Source organism: Alkalibacillus haloalkaliphilus, from assembly GCF_007991275.1.
GTDB classification, from domain to species: domain Bacteria; phylum Bacillota; class Bacilli; order Bacillales; family Alkalibacillaceae; genus Alkalibacillus; species Alkalibacillus haloalkaliphilus.
The window spans coordinates 52,741-78,283 of the sequence record NZ_BJYA01000010.1; the positions used below are offsets into that span (position 1 = coordinate 52,741).

At 37.1% G+C, this 25,543-nt stretch carries 25 protein-coding genes; 9 read left to right on the top strand and 16 right to left on the bottom strand.

The window, feature by feature from the left end; genetic code table 11:
* The 6 genes from hemH to liaF form a co-directional block, all read right to left on the bottom strand.
* Entirely contained in the window at window positions 1-930 is a 930-nt protein-coding gene (gene hemH / locus AHA02nite_RS07480; RefSeq protein WP_146815928.1) for a ferrochelatase, read from the bottom strand.
* Between the two features lie 18 nt (window positions 931-948).
* On the bottom strand, window positions 949-1,980 hold the full coding sequence (hemE, locus tag AHA02nite_RS07485) for a uroporphyrinogen decarboxylase (RefSeq protein ID WP_146815930.1): 1,032 nt from the start codon (window positions 1,978-1,980) through the stop codon (window positions 949-951).
* Window positions 1,981-2,125: 145 nt separating this feature from the next.
* Window positions 2,126-4,282, bottom strand: a complete 2,157-nt coding sequence (locus AHA02nite_RS07490; protein WP_146815932.1) for a transglycosylase domain-containing protein — start codon at window positions 4,280-4,282, stop codon at window positions 2,126-2,128.
* A gap of 500 nt (window positions 4,283-4,782) precedes the next feature.
* Window positions 4,783-5,418 carry a response regulator gene (locus tag AHA02nite_RS07495; RefSeq protein WP_146815934.1) on the bottom strand — a complete coding sequence of 212 codons (636 nt, stop codon included), beginning with the start codon at window positions 5,416-5,418 and terminating at the stop codon, window positions 4,783-4,785.
* 16 nt (window positions 5,419-5,434) lie between these two features.
* Window positions 5,435-6,472, bottom strand: a complete 1,038-nt coding sequence (locus AHA02nite_RS07500; protein WP_146815936.1) for a sensor histidine kinase — start codon at window positions 6,470-6,472, stop codon at window positions 5,435-5,437.
* A 10-nt stretch (window positions 6,473-6,482) separates the two neighbouring features.
* Window positions 6,483-7,373 (bottom strand): cell wall-active antibiotics response protein LiaF, encoded by an 891-nt coding sequence (gene liaF / locus AHA02nite_RS07505; protein WP_218025408.1) that lies wholly within the window; start codon window positions 7,371-7,373, stop codon window positions 6,483-6,485.
* 200 nt (window positions 7,374-7,573) lie between these two features.
* Between liaF and AHA02nite_RS07510 the strand changes: the two genes are divergently transcribed.
* Together AHA02nite_RS07510 and AHA02nite_RS07515 are read left to right on the top strand one after the other, a co-directional pair.
* Complete coding sequence (locus tag AHA02nite_RS07510) at window positions 7,574-8,008, top strand: ferritin-like domain-containing protein (RefSeq protein ID WP_146815940.1); 435 nt, start codon at window positions 7,574-7,576, stop codon at window positions 8,006-8,008.
* 122 nt (window positions 8,009-8,130) lie between these two features.
* The gene (locus AHA02nite_RS07515; RefSeq protein ID WP_146815942.1) at window positions 8,131-9,306 is read left to right on the top strand and encodes a M20 metallopeptidase family protein; all 1,176 of its coding nucleotides are present in this window, start codon (window positions 8,131-8,133) and stop codon (window positions 9,304-9,306) included.
* Between the two features lie 42 nt (window positions 9,307-9,348).
* Here the strand turns inward: AHA02nite_RS07515 and AHA02nite_RS07520 are convergent, their stop codons facing one another.
* From AHA02nite_RS07520 to AHA02nite_RS07530, 3 genes are all read right to left on the bottom strand, one after another.
* Window positions 9,349-10,206 (bottom strand): YitT family protein, encoded by an 858-nt coding sequence (locus tag AHA02nite_RS07520; protein ID WP_146815944.1) that lies wholly within the window; start codon window positions 10,204-10,206, stop codon window positions 9,349-9,351.
* 187 nt (window positions 10,207-10,393) lie between these two features.
* On the bottom strand, window positions 10,394-11,617 hold the full coding sequence (locus AHA02nite_RS07525; RefSeq protein WP_218025409.1) for an ABC transporter permease: 1,224 nt from the start codon (window positions 11,615-11,617) through the stop codon (window positions 10,394-10,396).
* A 1-nt stretch (window position 11,618) separates the two neighbouring features.
* A complete protein-coding gene (locus AHA02nite_RS07530) occupies window positions 11,619-12,356 on the bottom strand; it encodes an ABC transporter ATP-binding protein (RefSeq protein ID WP_146815948.1) in 738 nt (245 codons plus the stop codon).
* A gap of 141 nt (window positions 12,357-12,497) precedes the next feature.
* Between AHA02nite_RS07530 and AHA02nite_RS07535 the strand changes: the two genes are divergently transcribed.
* On the top strand, window positions 12,498-12,917 hold the full coding sequence (locus AHA02nite_RS07535; protein ID WP_146815950.1) for an HIT family protein: 420 nt from the start codon (window positions 12,498-12,500) through the stop codon (window positions 12,915-12,917).
* Window positions 12,918-13,027: 110 nt separating this feature from the next.
* Window positions 13,028-13,399, top strand: a complete 372-nt coding sequence (locus AHA02nite_RS07540; RefSeq protein WP_146815952.1) for a YtxH domain-containing protein — start codon at window positions 13,028-13,030, stop codon at window positions 13,397-13,399.
* Window positions 13,400-13,612: 213 nt separating this feature from the next.
* On the opposite strand, the gene AHA02nite_RS07545 is transcribed toward AHA02nite_RS07540, so the two are convergent.
* From AHA02nite_RS07545 to AHA02nite_RS07560, 4 genes are all read right to left on the bottom strand, one after another.
* A complete protein-coding gene (locus AHA02nite_RS07545; RefSeq protein ID WP_146815954.1) occupies window positions 13,613-14,524 on the bottom strand; it encodes a glycine betaine ABC transporter substrate-binding protein in 912 nt (303 codons plus the stop codon).
* A gap of 72 nt (window positions 14,525-14,596) precedes the next feature.
* On the bottom strand, window positions 14,597-15,544 hold the full coding sequence (locus AHA02nite_RS07550; protein ID WP_146815956.1) for a glycine betaine ABC transporter substrate-binding protein: 948 nt from the start codon (window positions 15,542-15,544) through the stop codon (window positions 14,597-14,599).
* An 88-nt stretch (window positions 15,545-15,632) separates the two neighbouring features.
* Window positions 15,633-16,475 (bottom strand): ABC transporter permease, encoded by an 843-nt coding sequence (locus AHA02nite_RS07555; RefSeq protein WP_146815958.1) that lies wholly within the window; start codon window positions 16,473-16,475, stop codon window positions 15,633-15,635.
* Entirely contained in the window at window positions 16,465-17,661 is a 1,197-nt protein-coding gene (locus AHA02nite_RS07560; protein WP_146815960.1) for a quaternary amine ABC transporter ATP-binding protein, read from the bottom strand. The genes AHA02nite_RS07555 and AHA02nite_RS07560 overlap by 11 nt, the downstream gene beginning before the upstream one ends.
* A gap of 278 nt (window positions 17,662-17,939) precedes the next feature.
* On the opposite strand from AHA02nite_RS07560, the gene AHA02nite_RS07565 reads away from it, so the two are divergent.
* The 3 genes from AHA02nite_RS07565 to AHA02nite_RS07575 all read left to right on the top strand — a co-directional run bounded on the left by AHA02nite_RS07565 (window position 17,940) and on the right by AHA02nite_RS07575 (window position 19,808).
* Window positions 17,940-18,434 carry a GbsR/MarR family transcriptional regulator gene (locus AHA02nite_RS07565; RefSeq protein WP_246118831.1) on the top strand — a complete coding sequence of 165 codons (495 nt, stop codon included), beginning with the start codon at window positions 17,940-17,942 and terminating at the stop codon, window positions 18,432-18,434.
* A 180-nt stretch (window positions 18,435-18,614) separates the two neighbouring features.
* On the top strand, window positions 18,615-19,142 hold the full coding sequence (locus AHA02nite_RS07570; protein WP_017187112.1) for an HTH-type transcriptional regulator Hpr: 528 nt from the start codon (window positions 18,615-18,617) through the stop codon (window positions 19,140-19,142).
* Window positions 19,143-19,265: 123 nt separating this feature from the next.
* A complete protein-coding gene (locus tag AHA02nite_RS07575) occupies window positions 19,266-19,808 on the top strand; it encodes a DUF3267 domain-containing protein (protein ID WP_146815962.1) in 543 nt (180 codons plus the stop codon).
* A 280-nt stretch (window positions 19,809-20,088) separates the two neighbouring features.
* On the opposite strand, the gene AHA02nite_RS07585 is transcribed toward AHA02nite_RS07575, so the two are convergent.
* Complete coding sequence (locus AHA02nite_RS07585; protein ID WP_017186741.1) at window positions 20,089-20,178, bottom strand: YjcZ family sporulation protein; 90 nt, start codon at window positions 20,176-20,178, stop codon at window positions 20,089-20,091.
* Between the two features lie 147 nt (window positions 20,179-20,325).
* Here AHA02nite_RS07585 and AHA02nite_RS07590 point away from each other — a divergent pair, with 147 nt between their 5' ends.
* Together AHA02nite_RS07590 and AHA02nite_RS07595 are read left to right on the top strand one after the other, a co-directional pair.
* Entirely contained in the window at window positions 20,326-21,186 is an 861-nt protein-coding gene (locus AHA02nite_RS07590) for a peptidylprolyl isomerase (RefSeq protein ID WP_146815964.1), read from the top strand.
* Between the two features lie 73 nt (window positions 21,187-21,259).
* A complete protein-coding gene (locus tag AHA02nite_RS07595) occupies window positions 21,260-21,550 on the top strand; it encodes a hypothetical protein (protein ID WP_146815967.1) in 291 nt (96 codons plus the stop codon).
* A 62-nt stretch (window positions 21,551-21,612) separates the two neighbouring features.
* Here the strand turns inward: AHA02nite_RS07595 and yhaM are convergent, their stop codons facing one another.
* Both yhaM and AHA02nite_RS07605 read right to left on the bottom strand, forming a co-directional pair.
* Window positions 21,613-22,551 (bottom strand): 3'-5' exoribonuclease YhaM, encoded by a 939-nt coding sequence (gene yhaM, locus AHA02nite_RS07600; protein WP_146816056.1) that lies wholly within the window; start codon window positions 22,549-22,551, stop codon window positions 21,613-21,615.
* Window positions 22,552-22,581: 30 nt separating this feature from the next.
* Window positions 22,582-25,542, bottom strand: coding sequence for an ATP-binding protein (locus AHA02nite_RS07605; RefSeq protein ID WP_170236017.1), 2,961 nt, complete (start codon window positions 25,540-25,542; stop codon window positions 22,582-22,584).
* Window position 25,543: the final 1 nt, after the last annotated feature.

The window sequence follows — 25,543 nt, forward strand, 5'->3', positions numbered from 1 at the left end:
TTACCCCTTCAATGTCTCTTGTACAACCTTTGATAACGTGCTAATAAACTTCGGATGAGTGTTTGGCATTTCTGGACGATAGTATGAAGCCTGAATATCATCACATACTTCTTTACACTCAATATCATTGTCATATAACACTTCTAAGTGATCTGACACGAAGCCTGCTGGTGCATAGACAAATGTTGTATAACCTTTTTGCTCAAAAAGATCACGAGTTAAATCTTGAACATCTGGTCCTAACCAAGGCTCTGGTGTATTACCTTCACTTTGCCAACCAATCTCATAATCGGTAATGCCTGCTTGTTCAGCGATTAAATCGGCTGTACGTTGCAGTTGCTCTGGGTATGGGTCACCATCTTGGATAATCTTTTCAGGTAAACTGTGAGCTGAAACGATTAAGCAAGCATTGTTACGCTCTTCTTCAGTCATTTGACCGTATACTTTATTAACCTGTTCTACCCAGTACTCGATATAACCTGGCTGATCGTACCAATCAACTACAGACTTCAAGTTAACGCCGTGCTTTTCAGCTTCTTCTTGCGCACGTCCGTTGTATGACTTAATGCTGAAAGTTGAATAATGTGGTGCTAATACGATACTAACCGCTTCTGTAATACCGTCTTTTGCCATTTGCTCAATAGCATCTTCAATGAATGGGTCAATATGCTTTAAACCTAAGTATAGTTTGAACTCTACATCGTCTTGCTCTTCGTTTAATTTCGCCTCTAGTGCTTCACCTTGTCCACGTGTAATACGTGCTAATGGTGATATACCGCCAATTTCTTCATAACGGCTACGTAAATCTTCAATCATTTCATCAGTCGGGCGATTACCTTTACGAATATGTGTATAATAACGTTCTAGATCTTCTTCCTTGTAAGGCGTACCGTACGCCATAACGAGTAATCCTACTTTTTTCTGTGCCATAATTTTATTCAACTCCTCTTACTTCGAACTGTATTCGTGGACTAACGCAGCTAAGCGCTTTAGCGTATCTGGTTCGATATCAGGGAATACGCCGTGTCCTAGGTTAAACACATAACCTTCTTCATCTTTTCCTTGATCTAAAATTTCTTTCGTGCGCTTTTCAATGATGTCCCAATCAGCAAGTAAAATTGCTGGGTCTAAATTACCTTGTAATGAACTCGTGATCCCCATATCTCTTGCTTGTGTAATTGACGTGCGCCAGTCTAGACCAACTGTTGACACTGGTAGATCATTAAACTCTAGTAATAAGTGGTTCGCACCAATTCCAAATAGAATCGTTGGAACGTCTTCTTCTTTTAGAGCATTAAAGATTTTTTCCATAACTGGCTTAATGAAAATACGGTAATCAGCTGCACTTACTGCACCTACCCACGAGTCAAAAATTTGAATCGCTTTAGCTCCTGCAGCAATTTGCGCTTTCGTATAAGTGATGATCATATCACCTAACTTGTCCATTAACGCAAACCACGTCTCTGAATCGCCATACATCATCGCTTTAGTTTTATTGTATTGTTTTGACGGTCCACCTTCAATCATGTAGCTAGCTAATGTAAAAGGAGCACCACTAAAGCCAATAAGCGGAACATTTAACTTCTCTTCAGTTAAAATTTTAATCGTGTCTAATACGTAAGGTACATCGTTTTGTGGGTCCAAATCGTCTAGCTTGTCGACATCAGCTTTCGAGCGAATTGGGTTGTAAATGACAGGGCCGATTCCTTTTTTAATCTCTACATCCACACCCATTGGCGGTAAAGGAGACATGATATCTTTGTAAAGGATTGCGGCATCTGTTTGGTAGTTAACCACTGGAAGCTCTGTTACGTAAGCACAAAGTTCTGGTTGGTGCGTAATTTCGAATAAGGAATACTTCTCTTTTAGTTTGTTGTATTCTGGTTGTGAACGTCCAGCTTGGCGCATAAACCAAAGTGGCGTATAGTCTGTTTTCTCTCCACGATATGCTCGTAAAATCGTATCATTGAACTGTGTCATAATGTCTCACCTTTCGTCTATCCATCTGCATTCAATATAAAACAAAATGCTTATAGTGTATAGTCATAGGGCTCAAATGTCATCATTTTGCCTAATTCTTTGTAATAAAATGTTCAAAGGTTACCAAGTTCCAGCAACCTTTAATTTAGAACGCTGAATCGCGGTTCGATTGCTCTCCTTCTTCACCGTTTAGTGGATTAACTGGAATAACAAAGTAAGAAGGGTTATTAATCATTTGCACTTGCCTTACTCTATAACGTGTCTCTCCCGCTACTGTACCAATATGTTCTAATTCACCATCTATTTCACGGTACACATTATAATTAATCCGCTCATCTGTCTCACCAGACCAACTTATATCGACGTACAGACCGTCTAAAAAGCCTAATGACACATTAGCGGATAAATCAGTAATTTCAGGTAGTCTTACTGGTGGCTCTAAGTCATCTAAATGATTAGGGACAGTAAAACTCGTTTGAAGACTTCTTTCGCCATCTAAATCCGTCATAATCGTATCAACTAATGCTGTTGCCATACGACTTCCTGCTGTTAAATAATGCTCTTCGTCACTCACATCATAACCGATCCAAGAGGCAACCGTATAATTCGGATTAAACCCGATAAACCACGCATCTCTAACACCGCCGTCATGGTGCGGATGTTGAGTCGAGCCAGTTTTCCCTGCGAAATCTTTCGGAAATTCCCCACCAGCTGCAGTACCATCTGTTACGACACCTTCAAGCATACGTGTTAAGTACCAAGATGTTTGTTCGGAAAACAGTCGGCCTACTACAGGTTCAGGTGAGTCGAGACGTTCACCATGTCGATTTTCAACTTGCAAGATGGTGTACGGCTCAATATATTCGCCGCCTTGTGCAAACGTACGGTATAAAGCAGCCATGTGTAACGGTGACACACCTTCTTCAAGTCCACCTAAAGCTACTGATAAACCTTGATCTTCTATATCAAACCCTAAGTCCCTCAAGTATGATAAACCTTGTTCAACACCTATTTCCTCAAGTAATGCAACGGCTGGCACATTTTTAGAATCTTTTAACGCATCATACATCGTCACTTCACCATCATACGTCTGGTCAACATTCCTTGGACTGTAATTGCCATAGTCTATTGGTTCATCAGTCAATAACGTATAAGGATGATAAAAGCTTTCTTCTAAAGCAGGGCCATACACCGCAAGCGGCTTAAAGGTTGAGCCTGGTTGTCTTTTGATATTAACTCGGTTTAAATCACCACGGTTATGTTCACGACCACCAATCGCAGCTCTAACAACACCTGTATCTTGATCTAAAATGATAGTAGAACCTTCAACACCTTCTTGCGATCCTTGGAAAAATTCATCCTGTTGCATCCTTTGATATGCAATCTCTTGTGCTTTCGGATCTAGTCCTACTGTGACACGGTATCCCCCTGTATAAATTTCCTCACGTGTAAAGTGATAATCTTCTTCCAACTCATCTAACACTAGATCAATATAACTACTTAACCACGGACTTTCTTTCGTTTCACCAATGTTTAAACCTAACGTCTTCCCTTGCTCATGACGTGCTGTTTCAGCATCTAGCATACCAATTTGATACATTCTCTCAATGACAAGGTCTCTTCTCTCCATCGCTCTTTCTTCATTATTTAATGGAGAATAATAGTTTGGTGCACGAGGCATAGCCGCTAATAACGCACCTTCTGATATAGAAAGTTCAGAAACAGACTTAGAAAAAAATGTTTGCGCTGCTTCTTCAACTCCATATATACCATTTCCAAAATAAATTTCATTTAAGTAATATTCGAGAATCTCATCTTTTGAGCGCTGTCTTTCTAAATAGATCGCGCCCATCACTTCCTTCGTTTTACGCATCCACGTTTGATCATTTGTCAAAGCTGTATTTTTAACGAGCTGTTGTGTGATCGTACTAGCACCTTCAGCTTTACTCCATGTCGTCACGTCACGATACAATGCTCGTCCAACAGCCCAAAAATCTACTCCGCTATGATCGTAAAAGCGATGATCCTCAATTGCCAAAAACGCATCGACAACATGCTCTGGCACCGTCTCTAACGGCACATAAGTTCTATTTTCGTCGTATAATTTAACCACTTCATCTCCATCTTCCGTCTCAAGAACAGTCGACTCAGAGAATACGAAGTGCTGATCATCTACAACAAAACGCCCACCTAATAAGATGAACATAAATCCTAATAAACTTAACACGATTAATAAACCGACACTATATAGCACCCAGCGCCATTTACCGAACGTGTTTCTCATATATGTTTTAACGGCCATAATGCCACCTCAATTATTAATCTTCACAATAAACCACTCTACATTATATTATAGTCTATTTTTTTCGACAAAACATTTATTGTAAACTCAATTAATTGTAGGAGCACTGTTTACTTGTGCGTGCGCCAAATTATCTTTGCGAGCGCCAATAAAAATTTGTGGGCGCCAGATTAATCCCTGCGAACGCCAAATAATTTTTGTGAGCGCCAGATTAGTTCTTACGAGTGCCAAAAAAATTACGTGAGCGCCAAAATAATTACGCGAAAGCCAAATTATTGCCAGAGCCGATAATTACTCACGAGTGCTGATAAACTCTCTTGAGCGCTGATAAATTCTCGTGAGCGCTGATAAATCCTTGTGAAAGCTGATAAATTTTCCCGAGCGCTGATAAATGCCCCCGAACGCCGATAAATTCTCATGCAAGTCCAACACAAAGCAATAAAAAACGCCAACCAAATACGTCATCCGCATTTGATTAGCGTTTCTTAATAGAGCATATGCTATTTCATTAACCCTTTTTGATGTGCATATACCGCTGCCTGAGTTCGATCCTGCACTTCTAATTTATGCAAGACGTGGCTAACGTGTGTCTTCACAGTTTTAATTCCGATAAATAGTTTTTCACTGATCTCAGCATTCGTCAGTCCATTTCCAATACAAATTAAAACTTCGAGTTCACGTTGAGTTAAATCTTCGTGAAGTTGTTTTTCAGGTGCTCGCATGCGTGTCATCATTTTCCCTGCAACTTTCGGTTCAATGACATTTTCTCCGTTTGCAGCTTTTTTCACCGCTTCAGCAATCTCATCAGCAGAAGAAGTTTTTAACATATAGCTAAACGCACCTGCTTCTAACGCTGGGAATACCTTTTCATCATCGTAATAACTTGTTAGAATAATAACCTTACAATCTGGCAATTGCTCAACAATTCGTTCAGTCGCTTCAATACCAGTTCCATTATCCATAATTAAATCCATTAACACGACATCAGGCTTTTCTTTTAATACGAGGTCAGCTCCTTCATGCCCACTTGAAGCCTCTCCTACGACATCAATCTCATCTTCAGTCATTAAATAAGTCTTAATCCCTTTTCTAACAACATCATGGTCATCTACAATAACTAACCTGATCTGGCTCATCAGTTTCCATCACCCTTTACTTTGGAATGCGAATATCGATATAAGTCCCTTCACCATGTTTTGATTTAATATCAAACGTACCACCGATCTCTTCGCACCGTTCTTTAATCGAGTTCAATCCATATGAAGCTTTCGCATTCATCTGTTCATCTAAATTAAAACCATCGCCATCATCACTAATATATATATATATTAAATCTTTCTCTTTAATTCTTAATTCAATGTTCGATGCATTTGCATGACGTAATGCATTTGATAAAGATTCTTGTGCAATGCGGAAAATATGCTCTTCTTTCGCCTGTGAAAGTTGTAATTCTGAATCAACATCGACTTTAAACTGAATAGAGCAACGTTGTTTTAATTCTTCAATTAGTCGATCAATTCCTTCATGTAATGACTCACCTGATAAATGAACAGGACGTAAATGTAACAACAAGGCACGCATTTCATTTTGTGCTTGAAGTGCCATTTGCGAGATTTCCTCTACTTGCTCTTTAGCTTGTTCTGGCTTTTCATCAATAATTTTACTCGTCGCTTGTGACATCATCGACAATGCAAATAGCTGTTGGCTTACCGCATCATGTAAATCACGAGCCAACCTTTGCCTCTCTTCAACAGTCGCTGCTAAGTGTGCTTGTTTGGCATACTCTGACTTTTCTTCAGCCATTCTCTCTAACGACTTTACTTGCCCTTTAACTTTATGAGCTAAATCATTTAATTCATGACCTAATGTACTAAACTCATCTTTTGACTCTTTCATAAGAAGAGTAGCATTGAACTTTCCTTCAGATAATGTCGCTATAAAAATAGAAAGCTCTTGCAATCGATCTTTGACATTACCACCTTGACGAAACATCACATAAAGACCAACTAAAGACAACGTTAATGCCGTCACAATAAGAGCGAGAATAATCGCCTCGACTGACAACCAGATTGGCTGAATGACAGAGTGTGTAAAAAATAGTATTAAAGCGATTATTAATAAAGAAAAGTAAACAGCATACAAATAACTACCGATTAATTGATAACGAATACCTTCTAACTTTTTAAACATATTCCACACCCTATACTGAAATCACTTTCACATCACCGATTTGGCACTTCACATAAATGTTTAATTTTCGTGTTGCTTCTTTATAGTCATCAGACTGGTAACTAAGTGAGCTGTACATGCCCGAACGATTTTCACCGAACACTGTTATATCACCAATACTCGCTTGACCATACACTTTAACGGCAACATGTTCAGGTACTTTTAAAACGATATCTCCAATATACCCTCGTAATACGACTTTTGTTTCTTTTTCAGGTATATAAGCTTTAGAGAAATCGATATAAATATCACCGATAAATGCCCATAGATCCATTGGTTCTAAAGACCAATTCTCTTGTGACAAATTCAAATCTGTAATAAAACTTTTTCCTCTATGAACATGGTGGATATAACGACCGGCGCGCTTTTCTCCCACTTCTTCCTCATCTTCAAAAGTAAAATCTCTTTCATTATCAACATAATCATTCGAATCCTCGAAAAAATCATCATCGAACTTGTCTACAACTTTAGATCGATGGTTATTACCGTTGCGATCGCCATTAGAATAAACTTGGATGCCTTTAGTTTTTTTTTCAGTTACTAAACTCGCTCCTATATAAACGAGTATAAGCGGCCACAACTTCCAAAAGTCACTAAAAGAAAAATCAGCATAACCATAATTGCCTGCTAGTAATAATGAACCAAAAATTAAGAAAAACAGCCCCCAAAACCAGCTACCACCTGGCGTTGTCCTAAAATAATTAACAAATAACATAAGACCTAACACGACAAATATGAGCGGCCATGCCCCTAAAAACGCATCTGATATTTCCAGGGTAATAATTTGTAGATTTTGCAAGATTAATGTCACACCGAAAAAGATCAGTGAAACTGCGAATAACCATTTTAAGAAACGAAACACATCACTCACACCTTTAATCGATCAGTTTAAATACTCTAAATGAATTGATATCTTTATTATAGTGGCATTTCCATCTTTATGTAACATTCTACAGTATGTTTATATCTCAGACTATAGACTGAGAGCATAAAGTCATTTGTTTCAACTCACATTAAGACGGGTACGGTATAAGTAAGAACACTAATTGAGAGGTGATTTCTATGGAACAAAAATTAAAACAACTGATTGATGGTTTAAATGAGGATTTGGCTCACGAGTACGGTGCAATCATTATGTATACGTACAACGCTTCAGTCGTTACTGGACTTTATCGCCAAGTGTTAAAGCCGTTTTTCGAAAGTGAGGTACAAGATGAGACCTCTCACGCATTATACTTATCAGAGAAAATTAAAACATTAGGTGGAACACCAACGACCACACCAGCACCTGTTGAGCAATTGACAGATGTAAAAGACATGCTTGAAGCAGCATTACAAGCAGAAAAAGACACGATTGACCGTTACGAACAACGTAAACAACAAGCTGAGAATTTAGGGTATACTGAACTAGCTGTCAAATTAGAAGATTTAATCGCAGACGAAACGCACCATAAAGAAGAAATCGAACGCTTACTTCAAGACCGTAGCTTTCAATAACTTTAAGTAGGTCACGCATAATTCGCGTGGCCTATTTTTTATCTCCCCGGTTTCATTTATTACGTTTCTCGAAAATTCTGTTATAATTGAATTAATTTTAAATCGAGAAAGGGGAAACAATCATGTGGGAACAGCTTTATGAAAAAATTGATGGGCTATACGAACGTATGGTTGAAGATCGTCGCTATCTTCACCAACATCCCGAACTTTCATTTCATGAAAAAGAAACAGCAAAATATATTGAAAATCGTTATGATGAGTTAGGAATTCCATACAAGAGCAATATCGGGGGTTACGGTATTGTTGCAACCCTTGAAGGTGGTAAGCCTGGTAAAACAGTTGCATTACGCGCCGACTTTGACGCGTTACCGATTCAAGAGGAAAATGATGTTCCTTATAAATCAAAAGTTGACGGTGTGATGCATGCGTGCGGTCATGATGGCCATACAGCATCACTTCTAGCTGTCGCTGAAGCTGCACTACAGTTTAAAGAAGAACTACCTGGTACGTTAGTCTTTTTACACCAGCCAGCTGAAGAATATGCCCCAGGTGGTGCTAAACCGATGATCGACGAAGGTGCATTAGAAGGCGTTGATGCTGTATTTGGTACACACTTATGGGCTAGTACACCGTTAAATAAAATTGAAACGACAAAGGGTCCATTCATGGCAGGTGCTGACCGTTTCACCATTACGTTTAAAGGAAAAGGTGGACATGGTGCACTTCCACAACAAACGAAAGATCCTGTTGTGATGGCTGGCCAAGCGATTGTGGAATTACAACAAGTCGTTAGCCGTCGCATTAACCCGTTACAACCAGCTGTGTTATCAATTGGTAAAATCGAAGGCGGAAATGCGTTTAACGTCATCCCTGATACTACGTCATTAACAGGAACTGTTCGTATATTAGATAAAGAAGTTCAAGATGAAGTAATTGATGAAATGCATAAAATTTTAAAAGGCATTACGATTAGCTATGATGCTGACTATGAGCTAGATTACGTTAAAGGTTATCCACCGGTCGTTAACCATGCAAAAGAAGCAGAGTATTATTTAGAAAACGCTGAAGAGATTCCTGGCGTTATTGGTTATGAAGAAGTTGACCCGATTATGGGTGGCGAAGATTTTGCTTACTATTTAGAAGAGCGACCTGGCGCGTTTTTCTTCACTGGTGCACAAATCGAAGGGCATGCCTATCCGCACCATCACCCTAAATTTGACTTTGATGAACGCGCACTATCAACAGCTGCAAAAGCGTTAATTCACGGTTATAAAAAGTATCAAGAAGATCATAAATAAGCAAAAGGAGATGACCCTATACTTAGGATCATCTCCTTCTTTTTATGCTGGATCATAAAACCCTCTGCCTACGACTTCTGCTGAATCTGTGACGATAACAAACGCTTCAGGGTCCACCTCTTTAATAGTACGTTTTAAAACACCTAATTCAGATGAATTGACAACACACATTAAGACAGGGCGCTCTTTGTCTGTAAAGCCACCTTGGGCTGATAAACGTGTAACACCTCGGTCTACTCTAGTGTAGATCGCTTCTTGTACGTCCAAATATTCATTTGAAATAATGAGCGTCGTCTTCGTCTTATTAAAGCCTGTTTGAACTAAATCAATCGACTTGCTCGTCATATAAACACCAATTAAAGCATATAAACCGAGTTCAATATCAAATACGATAATAGCCGTTAATACGATCATACCATCGACAACAGCAATACTAGCACCTAACGATAAGTTGGTATACTTATTAATCAGTTGTGCTAATAACGCCGTTCCACCCGTTGATGCGTCACCTAAAAAGACGATCCCTAAACCGACACCAACACCTAAACTACCGAACAACGCCGCCAGTAAAGGGTCTTGCACAAACGCATCTATATTTCGTGTTAAAAATACGAAAAAAGGTAAAATTAACGAACCTGACAACGAGCGAAATGCAGAACCTTTTCCGAGTAAATAATAAGCGAGAAATAATAATGGTATATTTAATCCCCAAATAACATATGCAGGCTCCAGTCCAAATAAAGCTTCAGTAATCGTACTAATACCACTAGCTCCACCTGCAGCGACGTAATTCGGAAGTAAAAAACCGTTATAGGCTACCGCCACAATCGCAGAACCAACTATAATATAAAGCATTTGTTCTATTCTAGATAAATGTGTTTTTCGTTTCTGTCCTACCATTGATGATCGAACCTTTCTATTCTATCTCTATCATTAAACCGTGATGATTTTAACACTATTCTTATCGTTTGTGAACATCAGCGTGTGAACGCTTTATCAGACAAAAGTGAAAATTCACCCACCGTTTAAAAGAAAAAAGGCTATGCTAAATTTAATTCTTAGCATAACCTTTTAATTCAACACTATTTTAAGTCCCTAATTTGCGAATGCGTCCTTTCACGTAAAAGGCTTCAAACAACACAGCAAACGCAATAGCTAAACTACTGTAAATCAATGCGCCCATTAAGTCTGTGGCGAAAAAGAAAACTACTCCCATAACGATAATTTTAAGTAACATCAAAACTAATATTAACTGATGAACCGCTTTTGTTCTTAACACATGTGGCACTGGATATAGCTTAATCCAATCGAGTGATCGGTGATGATTGTAAATCGTAATAAATTGAAAACCTGTTAAAAATAAAAACAACATAGCAAAAATAATTTTTCCCCAAAATGCAGGAATCCAAAATGCGAAAAATACCGCTAACAACATAAGCCTTAAATACATGCCTAAGTAATCACCACTTCTAATAAATGTAATGCTATACAAATAAATAAAAGTTTGATTCTGTCTTAAAGGCATTCTCCTCGTTACAAAACGGACAAGTCCATGACGTTTCTTCGGCTTACGCTTTAAGTCAGGAACATCTGTTGACATGTTAGCAATTCGATAGAAAAATTGTAGTCTCGCTTCCTCTTTTTCTATAAGGTCATCCCACGGCAAACTAAACTTCTTATAGACGTTGTGATAATTTAAAAATACAACTCCAACTATCAACAACGCTGCTATAAATGAATAATACGGTTGTCCAATCGCCAAGAAGAACACCGCAAACACATTAATAACGAGTCGAATGGCCATATCCAAATAATGAAGACCTTGTTCTCGCGTTTTTTGGATGAACCATGTTGCAAGTAAGTTTCCTACTTTAAGCACTAAAGCAAAAACTAAAACAAATAATAAATAAGCAGAACTAACTTCCTCATAAACCGTAAAATATAACGGGGATAAAGCAAATATAAAAATCGCAATCCAATAACTTTGCATAATGAAGCTATAAACGATCGAATTTTTAATATAAGGTTTCAAGCGATTTTCTACACTTAATAAAAACACTGTGTCGGCTTCCTTGAAAAACGTTCGCACAGGGCTATAACTTAAGAGTAATCCTACTAAAATGGCCATGATCCATGCTACTGGAAATGTATCCGTAACTGTCTCTAACCATTGCTGGTAGAAAAATGCGAATCCAGCAACAAAGAAAATAAGCGCAAACGCTAAGTGATCGTTAAATATTAACCGCATATAACGGCTTACCATTTTTAAATGACTATTTAAACGTTCTTTCCAAAACTGATTCGTATCCATTTTACGCATCGTCCTTTGTCAATTGTACGTAAATGTCATCTAAGCTAGCTTGCGGCATATTAAACTCTTGCCTTAATTGTTCTAACGTACCGTAAGCACGAATTTCACCGTGATGAATTATGACAAAACGATCACAATATTTTTCAGCTGTTGCTAAAATGTGTGTCGACATTAACACACCAGCCCCCTGCTCTTTCATCTCATTCATCGTATCTAAATAAGACTGAATACCAAGAGGGTCTAAACCAACAAAAGGCTCATCAACAATATATAAAGAAGGTTTTACTAAAAATGCGCACATAATCATAACCTTCTGCCTCATCCCTTTAGAGAAGTGAACAGGAAACCATTTGCGCTTCTTATCTAAATGGAATTCTTTTAATAAAAAGTCTGTCCGTTCTTTATACGTTTGTTCATCAATACCGTAAGCCATTGCCGTTAAACTTAAATGTTCTTCTAAAGTTAACTCTTCATAAAGCATTGGCATTTCTGGTATGTAAGCAAACTCGCGCCGATAACTTTCTAGATCTTCTACAATACTTTTTCCATTAATATTAATCGAACCTTTTTTCGGGTTCATTAAGCCGATAATGTGCTTTATCGTCGTACTTTTACCAGCACCATTCAACCCGATTAAGCCTATGACTTCTCCTTTTTTTACTTCAAATGAAATACCATGTAACACATTTTGCTTCGTATAACCACCAACGAGGTCTTCTACCTTTAATAAATTACTCATGTTATCCCTCTCTTCTATCTATACACTCTATAATTATCATACCAAAAATTTCATCAGATTTAATAGCTTAGACCTTTTCTTCTTACATTCGACAAATGATTACGTTACAATACTAATAAAAGAACATTTAGGAGGATGACGATGTCAGATTGTATCTTTTGTAAAATTATCAATGGTGAAATTCCTTCAGCAAAAATTTATGAAGACGAGCATGTATACGCTTTTTTAGACATTAGTCAAGTAACAGAGGGGCATACGTTAGTCATTCCCAAGAAGCATTGTCAAGACGTTTTCGACCTTGATGAGGAAACTGCAGCCAATTTATTTAAAGCGGTACCAAAAATCGCAAATGGTATTAAAGCTGCATATGCACCGAAAGGATTAAACACATTAAACAACAATGGCTCATTTGCAGACCAAAGTGTATTCCACATCCATATCCACCTTCTTCCTCGTTATGACGAAAACGATGGATTTAAATCACAATGGGAAGTACATGGTGATGATTACACACCAGAAAAACTTCAAGATATTGCAGGTAAGATCGCAAGTAAGATTTAATGACAGTCACCCTTTAGAAAACTATAAGGTATTTTGACAGAAGATTAGCACTAAACATTATAGGGAAAACAGGTTATAATAGCAGTAAGTAACGAAAGGGGTTATAAATCATGCCAAATGGTAAATCGTTATTTTTAGGAGTATTAGTCGGTGGTGTGGTCGGTGCTTCAGTATCATTATTAACAACACCTACTTCAGGCGAAGAAATGCGCAGCCGAATGAAAGATCAAACTGACCGTTTACGCGACCTTACACAAGAAATTAAAGAAAACGGATTAGACCTTAAAGATCAATTAACACAAACTTCTAAAGAAGGTGCCGCACTGTTAAAGGACTTATCACAAGACATTAAAGAGTCTGTTGAAAGTTGGAAAGAAACAGTCGAGCCTCATCAAGAAAGCCTACAAGAGCACTTACTTCAAATTGAAGAAGGCATTAAAGAATTGGAAGAGAAAATAAAAGAGCAAAATTATAGCAAGTAAATGGACTGACAGATCAGGCGAACGCTTATTTAATTAGGCGTTCGCCTAATTATTTTTGATTTCGCCTAATTATTTTAGATTTCGCTTAAAAAATTAAAATTTCGCTTAATTATCGCTGGAATCGCCTAATTAATAAATAATTAGGCGATTCCTTAAACAAAGTAAAAGCCTACCAAGCAGGATGATCCCACTTTGATAGGCTTTTATACAAAATTATTCAGCTGGTTCTAAATCTTCAATTGAATCGATATCCATATACGCTGGTACGACTAAGCCGATTTTAGCTCCTTCTAAGTTAGGGCCTAAATCAACGACATCATCTTGAACATTTTCATAGAAATCAGCGTGAGTGAATGGTAACCATGCTGCTACTGTAGCATCTGCATCACCACTTGCTAATGATTCAAAGACGATTGATGGGTCAACTGGTGTTACTTCAACATCGAATCCATGAGACTCTAATGCTGCTGAAAGAACGCCTGCTGAAGCTCGTTCAGAATCCCACGGTGTTGAAACTAACTCAATTGTTGAGCCGTCACCTTCATTAACACCATCTGTCCACTCAGCAACTGTGTCTGCATTTTCTTCTACCCATTGTTGAGCTACTTCATTAATATCTAAATCTGATTCATTCGCTTCATACATAATCTCTTCCATGTCTTCAACTTCCCAGTAAAAGCGATCAATAATTTCGTATGCATCAGGGTGATCACCTTCAAAGTCATTGCGTACAAGTGTTTGAATGTTCTCCGCATCACCGTAAATACCTTCAGGGTCATCTAAGTACTTCATATCTGGAAACTGCGCGAACTTCCAATGTGGGTTCCATCCCGTAACAATAATTGGCTCTTCATCAGCAATAGCAGACTCTAACTCTGTAACCATTGCAGCTGTTGAAGCTTGTTCAAGCTCCCAACCTGCCAAGTTATCATATCCTTCTTCAATTGCTGTCTCAGTTGTTACTGTAATACCAGCACCTGGTTCAATTCCGATAATTGTGTAGTCAACTACTTCACTATAATTAATTTTAGTGTCATCACCACTAGTCTCTTCATCTTCACCACAAGCAGCAAGCACGAGTACAGATGAAATGACTAATAGTAACATATACCTTTTAAAGTTCATGTTGTAAGACTCCTCTTCAAAATTAAAACCTACCAAGAACTAATTCCTGGTAGGTTCTTTTAAAAAGTTAAATTATTGAACGTCTGTCCACTCTTCAACTAATTCTGGGTTATTTTCAACAAAGTTAGCTGCAGCTTCTGCAGGGTCTACTCCGTCTTGGATTTCAGCCATTACGCTGTTAAACTCTTCCTCTTCCCAGAAGAAGTTATCTAATACTTGGTAAGCACCAGGTAAGTCTTCTTCTAGACCTTCACGAACCATTGTTTCGATCGTTTCAGCATCACCGAATGCACCTTCTGGGTCTTCTAGATACTTAAGGTCATACTCAGCAAACTTCCAGTGTGGAGACCAACCAGTTACAACGATTGGCTCTTCATTTTCAACTGCTGAACCTAATGCAGTTGCCATAGCACCTGAAGAAGAAGTGTCTACACTCCAGCCTTCAAGATTTTCGTAAGTTTCAGTTGCATCTTCAGCAGCCTGTACAACACCAGCACCTGGCTCGATACCAGTAATTGATTCACCTAATTCATCAGCATATTGATCTAACTCATCTAATGAATCTACTGTCATATACTCAGGTACAACTGCACCAATTTTAGCACCTTCAAAGTTAGGTCCTAGTTCAACTAAGTCGTCTTGATATTCTTCAAAAAGTTCACCATGTGTTGCTGGTAACCATGCAGCTACCATACCATCAGCTTCACCATTGGCAACTGATTGCCACATAACAGCGTTATCTAATGGTGTAACGTCTACATCATAACCTAAATCTTCTAATACATGACCAATTACGTGAGTTGAAGCAATCTCAGTGTCCCACTCAACGTATACTAGCTCAAGCTCACCTTCGTGAGTAACTGCATCTTCATCTGTTGTTTCTTCTTCTGTTGTCTCTTCGCCATCTGCACCTTCTGGGTCTTCAGTGGCATCTTCTTCGTCAGTACCGCATGCTGCGATTACTAGTGTAAGCGCAAGTACTGCGATTAAACCTAAGCGTTTCCATGTTTCTTGTAACATGTTAAAACAACTCCCCTTTACTTATTTGTGTATGTTTTATTGGAACTTCTCTCCCCAATATTGGAGAGAGAAGAAGCTCCCTAAGTTATTACTTTTCTTTATTTAAGTTTTGCGTAAAGCGGTCAATGATAATCGCTAAAATTACGATACCAAAACCTGCTACGAAACCTGGTCCAGCATCAGCACGTTGTAGAGCTGATAGTACTTCACGACCTAGACCTGGTGCACCGATCATCGATGCAATAACAACCATTGATAATGAAAGCATTACCGTCTGGTTAACACCAGCCATGATTGTACGCCTCGCCATCGGCAGTTCTACTTTAAATAGTTTTTGGTTACCTGTTGCACCAAATGCATCTGATGCTTCCACTAGCTCTTTAGACACTTGGCGGATACCTAAGTTAGTAAAACGAACAACAGGAGGTGTCGCGAAAATAAATGACGCAAATACACCTGGAACCATACCGATTCCGAAGAATGCTACTGCCGGAATTAAGTAAACGAATGCCGGCATCGTCTGCATGAAGTCTAATACTGGCGTAATAATATTTTCTGCTAATTTACTCTTCGACATTAGTATACCCACTGGAATACCTACTAAAACAGAAATTAAGCTGGCGTAAAAGACGAGAGTAAATGTAAACATTAACTCTTCCCACAATCCTTGGTTATGAACAAAGATTAAACCAATAATTGTAAACGTCGCTAAACCAAACTTTTTGCCACTTAGGAAGAATGCTAGAATAGCAACTAAAATAATAATGAAAATCGGTGGCACCATCGCTAAAGAATCAGCGGAAACATCAAGTAACCAACCGAAGCCATCTTTAATCGGATCAAATACGAAACTAAACCAATCCGTAATTTGATCAACAAACCAGTCTACCCCATCAGCTACTGGTATATATGGTATGTTATCAAGCACCATCTCCGTTCACCTCATTTCCATCAGCTAATGCTGCAATGACTGCTCCACGTACAATAACACCGCGTAGCTTACCATCTTCTGTTACTGCAACTGGCACCGGAGCATCATGAATAATATTAAAGATATCTTGAATGCTCGTTTCTAAATCAGCTGTTGGTATATCATCTTTCATAATTGTACTTAGCTGAGATACACCTTCTTCACGAGCCTTTCGAGCATCCTCTGCTGTAACATAACCTTTTAAGTTACGAGAACGGTCTGTTACAAAGATTGAAGATAAGCCTTGTTCACGCATTCTTTCTAATGCTACACGAGGACCGTGCTTATCATAATCAACAGTTTCTGGACGCTTCATAATTTTATCGGCAGTTAATACTTTAGAACGATCAACGTCCTCAACGAACTTCTCTACGTAATCGTTAGCTGGATTAATTAGAATCTCTTCTGGTGTACCAATTTGTACAATTGAACCATCCTTCATTAATGCAATACGGTCACCGATACGTAACGCTTCATCTAAGTCGTGTGTAATGAAGATGATCGTTTTCTTCATCGTTTCTTGTAAATCTAGTAATTCATCTTGCATATCTTTACGAATTAATGGGTCTAACGCAGAGAATGCTTCGTCCATTAATAGAACCTCTGGGTCATTAGTTAATGCACGAGCTAAACCAACACGTTGCTGCATACCACCCGATAGCTGACTAGGATACTGGTTAACATAACCGCCTAATCCAACTAGATCTAAAGCTTCTTTAGCTTTTTGTGTTCTTTCTTCTTTCTCAATGCCTTGTACTTCTAAACCGAACTCAGCATTATCTAAAACCGTTCTAAACGGGAACAGTGCGAACTTCTGGAATACCATACTCATTTTAGTACGGCGAATTTCACGTAAGTCTTCTTTGTTCATCGTTGCTAAGTTTTGGCCGTCAATTTCAACACTACCTTCAGTTGGTTCAATTAAACGGTTTAACAGACGTACTAAAGTAGACTTACCACTTCCTGAAAGCCCCATAATAACGAAAACTTCGCCTTCTTCTACTTCGAAAGTTGCACGGTTAACACCTACTGTACAACCAGTTTTCTCAAGGACTTCTTCTTTAGAATACCCTTCATCTAATAATTTCGTTGCCTCTTTTGTTTTTTTACCGAAAATCTTCGATAAGTTTTCGACTTTAATAGGCACTGGTTTACACCTCTTTCTAAATCACTTTAAATCTGAACTTAGTTGAAATCACTTTGTAACAATCACTTTTATAACTATATTAGTTTCTGATAGAATTCTCAAACAACAAATAGAGCGACATAGTTTCATATATTCCGTAAAGTTTGAACTGAACAAACTTATCAGACGAAATCTTTTAAATTTCTCTATAATACTACAAAATACTCATAAATCTCTTATTTTGTTTTTTCCATAATCTAGTGTAGATTGAGTGTAGATGACCTAAGGAGGTTCATTATATGCAGACGAGACATAATGAAGAAACGCTTGATCACTTGCATCATTCGATGATTAGTGAATTCTCTAAGACACTTGAAATGTTTTCATTAAACACGACCGAGTCTCAACTTTTCGTCATTCTCTATTTAAGTGATGAACCAATGACATTGGATGATATGAAAAATGCACTAGGCAAAAGCAAAACCGCAATGAGTAATTCAATTCGTACATTATTAGACTACAATCTCGTAGAGCGCGTCTGGATTAGAGGTGTGAGAAAAGACCTTTATAAGGCAGAGAAAGATTTATACGGGAAATTTATGAAGGCTTATGTCAATCGTTGGCTCGATGCAATTGATCGACAAAAGTCGAACTTAAAACAAATCGAAGAACACATTCAAGAAGACGAAATTCAAAGTGACAGACAAACTAGTGTAAAGTTAAAAGAAGCGATTCGATTTCATGATGCACTAGAAGATGTTTTCAACGATATAAACGAAAAAGACATATATTAATAGTAGAGTTGCAGGGATCAATAATTTCCTGCAACTCTTTTAATATATTATGTTAAAATATTAGTACATGTAAAAATAGTCATTCTACCTATATAATTAGACAAGCACGTTATTTAACAAAATTAATAGGGTAAACTATTATTTAAGTTATCAAAATATTATTAAAAAGGAGTCGTTCTTGTGAGTAAAGAATCGTATTCAATACAGGAAGCCATTCTATATTCACACAAAATGGCACAATTATCTAAGGCCATTTGGAAACAAATCGAAAAAGATTGGCAAAATTGGGTCAAACCATTTGAACTCAATTTAAATGAGCATCATATTTTATGGATATGTTATCACTTAAACGGTGCGAGCATATCAGAGATCTCACAGTTTGGAATTATGCACGTGTCTACTGCTTTCAATTTTTCGAAAAAACTAGAAGAGCGTGAACTACTAACTTTCTCTAAACGCGAAGAAGACAAACGTAATACGTATGTAGAATTAACGGATGCAGGTAAGAAATTATTTGAGGAGACAATGGAAGCTCATGCAAGTGGCACTGATAAAAACACTGTTATGCAAGCTTCTCTTCCATTGAAAGATTTATATGGAAGATTTCCAGAGTTTCAAGACTTAGAAGCGATCGTTAAAAACATATATGGAGACGACTATTTAGAGATTTTAGACCGTTCAATCGCTAGCATTCGTGAGGAATATTGACGAATTAAGAGTTTTTTCTAGAAAAGGGTTGAATTTTTTCTGTGTAGGGCGTATTATCACTTCTGTAACAGCATAATTAATAGTGAGTAATCGCTGAATATAGGCAGAAAAGGAGGCCCTAATATGACTTGCTGGAAAACGTTAAACATCTCTAAAGAATACGGTCAACATCGGCTGACTATTCTATCAATCTTTCTTGGTATTATATCTTTTATTGTTTTATATATACCATTTTCAATTTTACATCAAAATGCGCCATTACATGACCCAGCGTTGTGGCAAGTCATGTTAGGGCTTTTAATATTACCGATCTTGCATAAGTTAGCACATGCATTTCCGATTACTTTTACAAGTAAAGAATTTAAGTTAAAATGGTATTTTAAATATAGATATATTCCTTTACTAAAATTAAAGGTGCGTTCAAGTTTATCTAAGCGCACTTCGATTATAATGATGCTAGCGCCTACAGTCGTCATTACAATTCCTTTATTAATTGGTGCAACGGTATTCCCTATGTTCTACCCAATTTTAATTGTATTTGCATCCATTCATATCGGAATTTCACTGACAGATTGGTTAATACTCTCATTTTTCGTTAAGGCGCCAAAAAAATGTATCGTAGAAAAGACAAAAAACAACTACGATATATTAGTGCAATCTCCTTAAACGTGTTATAATGTGAAGGGATTTAGGAGGGGAAACATTGTTACTTTTTTATGTTCCATTTGCCATATTTATTTTTTACGCATTTAACTCCATGACTCAAAAATTCTGTACTAAATCAGAAATGTCTAATGAGAAAAGTGCAAAAGTTTATCGTACGATTAATATTTCAATGTTAGTACTACTCATTTCATCGTATTATGAAATGAATTATCTATATTAATAAAAAAAGGTTGATCCTCCAAGTGGGGATCAACCTTTTTTGTGACGTCCTAAATCAACCTTAGAACCAAGATGCTCCAACAATGATTAACAAAATGAACAGCACTACAATTAAAGAGAAACCTCCTGAATAACCTTTACCGTAACTCACCTGATTCACCTCCTAAACATTAACTACGATATACTATGTGTTCGTTTCCTCGTTTGTTTAGGCACATAACAATTTGATTGGTGTAACTTAAAGAAAATTATGATATATTTATGATTGTACGATTACATACTTTTAGGGGGAAGATTGATGAAAAAAGTTGTACTAGCCTTACTGACTACATCTATATTAATTTTAGTGGCATGTAATGGTGACAGCGATGACACTGTAATGGAGTCAGCAGCCGGTGATATTACTAAAGATGAGTTTTATGAAGAGTTAAAAGAGCGACACGGGGAAGCTGTGTTACGCGAAATGACTACTCGCATGATCTTGGAATCACAATATGACATTTCAGAAGAAGAACTTGATCAAGAAATTGAAGATTTCAAGGCAGAAGTTGGACCACAGTTTGAACAATTTTTAGCTCAACAAGGATTCGAAAATGAAGCTGAATTTAGAGAAGCGTTATATATGAGCCGCTTAGAGTTTGAAGCAGCAACAGAAGATTTAGATGTGACAGAAGAAGATGTTGAATTACGCTATGAAAATATGCAAAAAGAAGTTCAAGCTCGCCATATTTTAGTTGATGATGAACAGACAGCACAAGAAATTCTTGAACAGTATGAAAGTGGTGAAGATTTCGCTGAATTAGCCGAAGAGCACTCCACTGATGGTACAGCTCAATTAGGCGGCGACTTAGGCTACTTCACTGGTGGCGATATGGTTATGCCATTTGAACGTGCCGCATTTTCACTTAATGAAGGTGAAGTTAGTGAACCAGTCGAAACGCAATACGGTTGGCATGTCATTCTAGTTGAAAATATCCGTGATGCTGAAGTTGAACTAGATTCACTTGAAGAGATGGAAGACCAAATTCGTCAAGACTTACTAACAGCACAAGTAGATCCTAGTGAATTACAGCTTATTATTGAACAAGTCATTAACGACGCTGATGTGACAATTCATGATGAAGATTTAAATCATTTATTCGGCTCTGAAGAATCATAAAAACATTTAATAGTACAACTTGGTCATACCTCGTTGTACTATTTTTTTACATATTTGTATTGGTGGGTTTTTATTGGAACAAACAGAACAAACAGAAAAACAAAGCGAAGTGATCAAATGGGTTTATGGCATTACCGTTACGATCCTTTTATTAACTGCTATCAATTTTTTAGGCGATGACCAACACTCTACTAATATTTACGGTCAGATTTCACTTATAGTTATCATGCTTGTTCAAGGTTTATACCAATTTTATAAATCACTTAAAGAAGATAATAAAAAAATAAGTCTCTTCTTTGACATTTTATTCATTTTATTTATTCTAGTCTTTTTAGGTTGGATGCTAAGTAATCATATTTTCTAGCTGCTCTAAATTATAAACAATCCCCCGAAAGGTAGAGTATCAATCTACCTTCGGGGGATCTTTTAAATCGTCGGCTTGTAAAATTGACGGTTTTCTAATGGGAAAATACGATCAGTAAATTCACCTGGTTCAACTGACTCTAAAGCACGATTCATCATATTCATTTTAGCATCAATCATATCGATTAAATGAAGCAACTCAGCTTCACGAACGATCGGCGCTTTCGGACTACCCCATTCACCTTTTCCATGATGACTTAACACAAGATGTTGAAGTAACATCACTTCTTCTCCTTCGATTCCTAACTCTTCTGCAGTAACTTTTATTTCATCTACCATCATCGAGATATGTCCTAACATCTTACCTTCTAATGTATATGAGGGAGATGCTGGACTTGAAAGCTCTTTAACTTTACCAACGTCGTGTAAAATAATACCTGCATACAATAAGTCTGTATTAATTTCTGGATAAAGGTCTTTCATTTGTCGTGCGATCTTTAACATACTTATAATGTGATGAATTAAACCTGACGCATATTCATGGTGGTTTTTCGTTGCAGCAGGATAAGTTAATAGTTCATCATTGTGCTTCTTCAAAATAGCTCTAACAATTCTTTGGATATTCGGGTTTTCTAACGCAAAAATCATTTGCGTTAAATAATCTTGCATTTCTTCTAACTCGACTGGCGCTTTTTCAATAAAATCGTCGACACGAACACCGTCCATCTCATTCGATAGTCTAATTTGTCTAATGTTTAGTTGGTTCTTACCACGAAACTGTCGGATTTCTCCGTGGACTTGAACGATTGCTTCTGGCATAAACGTCTCTTCATCTTCTTTCGTCGAATCCCATAGCTTTGCCTCAATTTCACCAGTACGGTCGCGGAAAATAATCGTTAAAAATGGCTTACCAGAACTCGTTACACCTTTATCTACGGATTTAATGAGTAAAAATCCTTCAAATTGATCCCCTACTTGGCGATGAGCAATTCCTTGTGTCATCGTCATTAAACTCTCCCCTTTTGTTTAAAATTATAAATTCGAAGCTTGTCTTTCTAACAGTGCTACTTCATTAACATTAGTTACAAATTGGTATGGCTCACAAGAAAAATAAATAAGTTGTTGGTTTTCACTTTGATTTAGCAAGATGTTCATCATTTGCTCTTTACGTTCTTCATCAAAGTGAACGAAAGCATCGTCTAACACGAAAGGAAATCCATGTGCTTCATTTAGTGATTCATTTAAAGCTAAGCGCAATGCAATATACAATTGGTCTGCTGTACCATCTGACAATTGCTTCACATCAAACCACTTTCCATTTTGATGTTGTACGATTAACGTTTCTTCTTGAGAAAACCTAACATCAATATAAGCAGCTCGCGTAACTTCATTAAATATTTTCGTTGTGAAATTTAATATTTTTGGTAAATATTCATATTGATATCGAGCTTTCGTATCTTGCAATAATCCTTTAGCTGTTTGGAACACAGCCCACTGCTTAGCAAGCTCAATGACTTCCCCTTCAACCATCGACTTTTCATGGATTAGATCAGACAACTTCCCATCCTCTTCTAACTGACGAATATTAGCTGTACAGTCAGCCAATTGTTGCCTTAAGCTCTCGATCTTGTTTTGAATTTCATCATTGTTATGTCCATCTTGACTTAACTGCTCTTCAATTTCAATCCAATTATAAGATTGTTTTATAATGGAATCTGCTTGATCTTGAAATATATTGTAGACAGATTGTGTTGCTTCTTGCTTTTGTCCATCTTTCAATTGATAAGTTTCAAAATCTTGAACCGCTTGTCCTAACGTTTCTTCATTTTCAAAATTAGTTTCCGTTAACATATGACGCATTTCATTTTCGTAAGGTTGGTAATCATTTTTTAGTTCTGCAAGTTGGTTTTCTAATTCTGTTGCCCAATTTTGTTGATAATTAATTTGTTCGTTCAAGTCTTGTTCATACTTCAAGTAATGACGAACCAGTTTGATATTTGATGCATGTTCGTTAAGTTCTTCATTGTTTATATAATATGATAAAAAACGTTTCAGTTGGTCATCTAGTTGACCAATTGATTGTTGTAACCCGTCTACTTCGCTCCTTAATTCTCTTTGTTGCGTAATTAAGTTTTGAACCTTCGTTAGTACTTCAAACACTTCTTCCCATTGCTCTAATTCATATGATTCCAGTAACGGTAGTGCCTCAATTTCCTCTAGACGCTTTGTTTCATCTTTTTCTAGTTGTTGTTCTATTTTTAAACGTTCAGATTCAATTTCACGAAGCTCTCCATTCAGATAATCAATCTTCATTTGAATTTCTTTTAGCTGATCTTGCAATTCGCTCTGTTCTTGAATTACATGTTCCAGATTTTGAATACGTTGGTTCAACTCAACTTCATCACTATTGTCTAATTCTTCACGATCCCCATCAGCATTTGTTGAAATCTTACGGCTTTGTTGATGCAATAAAAAAACGATGAACATTCCGATGATTGCTACAACAGAAGTCCACAATAAACTGGGTTGAAATAGAACATCTGTTAATAATAAAGTGATGAGAATGGCCGTTACTACTCCCACACTCCATTTAGAGACATTAACGATTTGTCCAAATCTTTTCAGTTCCTTCTTCTGATTTAATTCTTGGTCTTTCAGCTGTTGTTCGTAATATTGAGACGCTCTCTTTTCTTTTAATTGTTCTAATTGTTGTTGATGTGTTTCTATTTCTTCGGATGGTTTAGCTTGTCGGTCTACTTTCGCCCTTTTCTCTTCTAACTCTTTTAATTCGTTTAACTTTAAACGTTTTCGTCTTTCAAAGTCACTTAGCTTTTCGGCATTAAGAGAAACGTCTTGTGCGAGTCTTGCCCACGTTTGTTTTGTGTAGTCTGTTAATTCTAAAGAATTCAGCTCTTCTTCACTTAAGGTAATCCCTACAGATTGTAAATAATTGTTTAGTTTAAATTGTTGCTCAGTGATTTTTGCTTGTAAGTCTTCTTTTTGATCAAGCTTTTGTTCGAGTTGAACAGCCCAATGCTGAACTTCCTCTAAAGTAAAAGGAAAATGCTCCTGTTTAGCTTGTTCCATTAAACGGTTTCGTTCATCTTTTACACTACTTAATTTATTAATTAAAACTTTAGCACGCTCATCGTATTCTTGCCTTTTGGCTTTTACTTGTTCATAACGCTCAATCAAACCTTCAGTTAAATTAGAATGAGTTAATAGCTCCTCCATTTCACGGTCAAGCTTCTGCACTTGTTCAATAGATGATTTAGCTTGTAATAACTTTTGGGCTTCACCAATTTTGGTATCAAGACGATTCTTTTCTATTTTAAGGTTTTGAATATCTTGTTCTAACTGTTTAGCTTCTTGATAAAGTGTTTGGTGTTGCTGTTCACGGGCATGAACTTTTTCGATTTCTTCATTAAGTGACTTTAACTGAAGCAATTTTTCATTTACAGGTGGTTTTCTTCCTTGTTTCTTAAACAGTTTGTCACTGTCTTTCGTTAAATCTTGTTCAAGTTTTACAACGTAATCAGAACCCGTTAAGCCTAAGTTAAATAAAACTTTCCCAATATCCTCAGTTTGTTTATGACGAATGGCGTGTAAGTCTCGGTCTTTAAAAGAAAAAATTGATTCAAATAAATATTGATCCACTTGCTTTAATAGACGGTCAGTCTTTTCTTCATCTAACTTTTCGCCAAGATGATAGGCTATTCTTTTACCACGATGAATGTGGGCAAAACGCTCAATTGTATACTCGTTTCCTTCATCATGAATAATAACCCGACCACCTAGTTGACCGTCTACTAATGACGTGTACTGCTTTCGTTCTGCAGGGGACAAGCCAAATAACACATACGTTATGAACATCCTAATTGATGATTTACCAGACTCATTTGGGCCATATAAGTAATTAAACCCATTGGTTAGCTCAATCACTTCATCTTTCCACTTACCAAACGAGACGATCTCTAATCGCTTTAAATACACA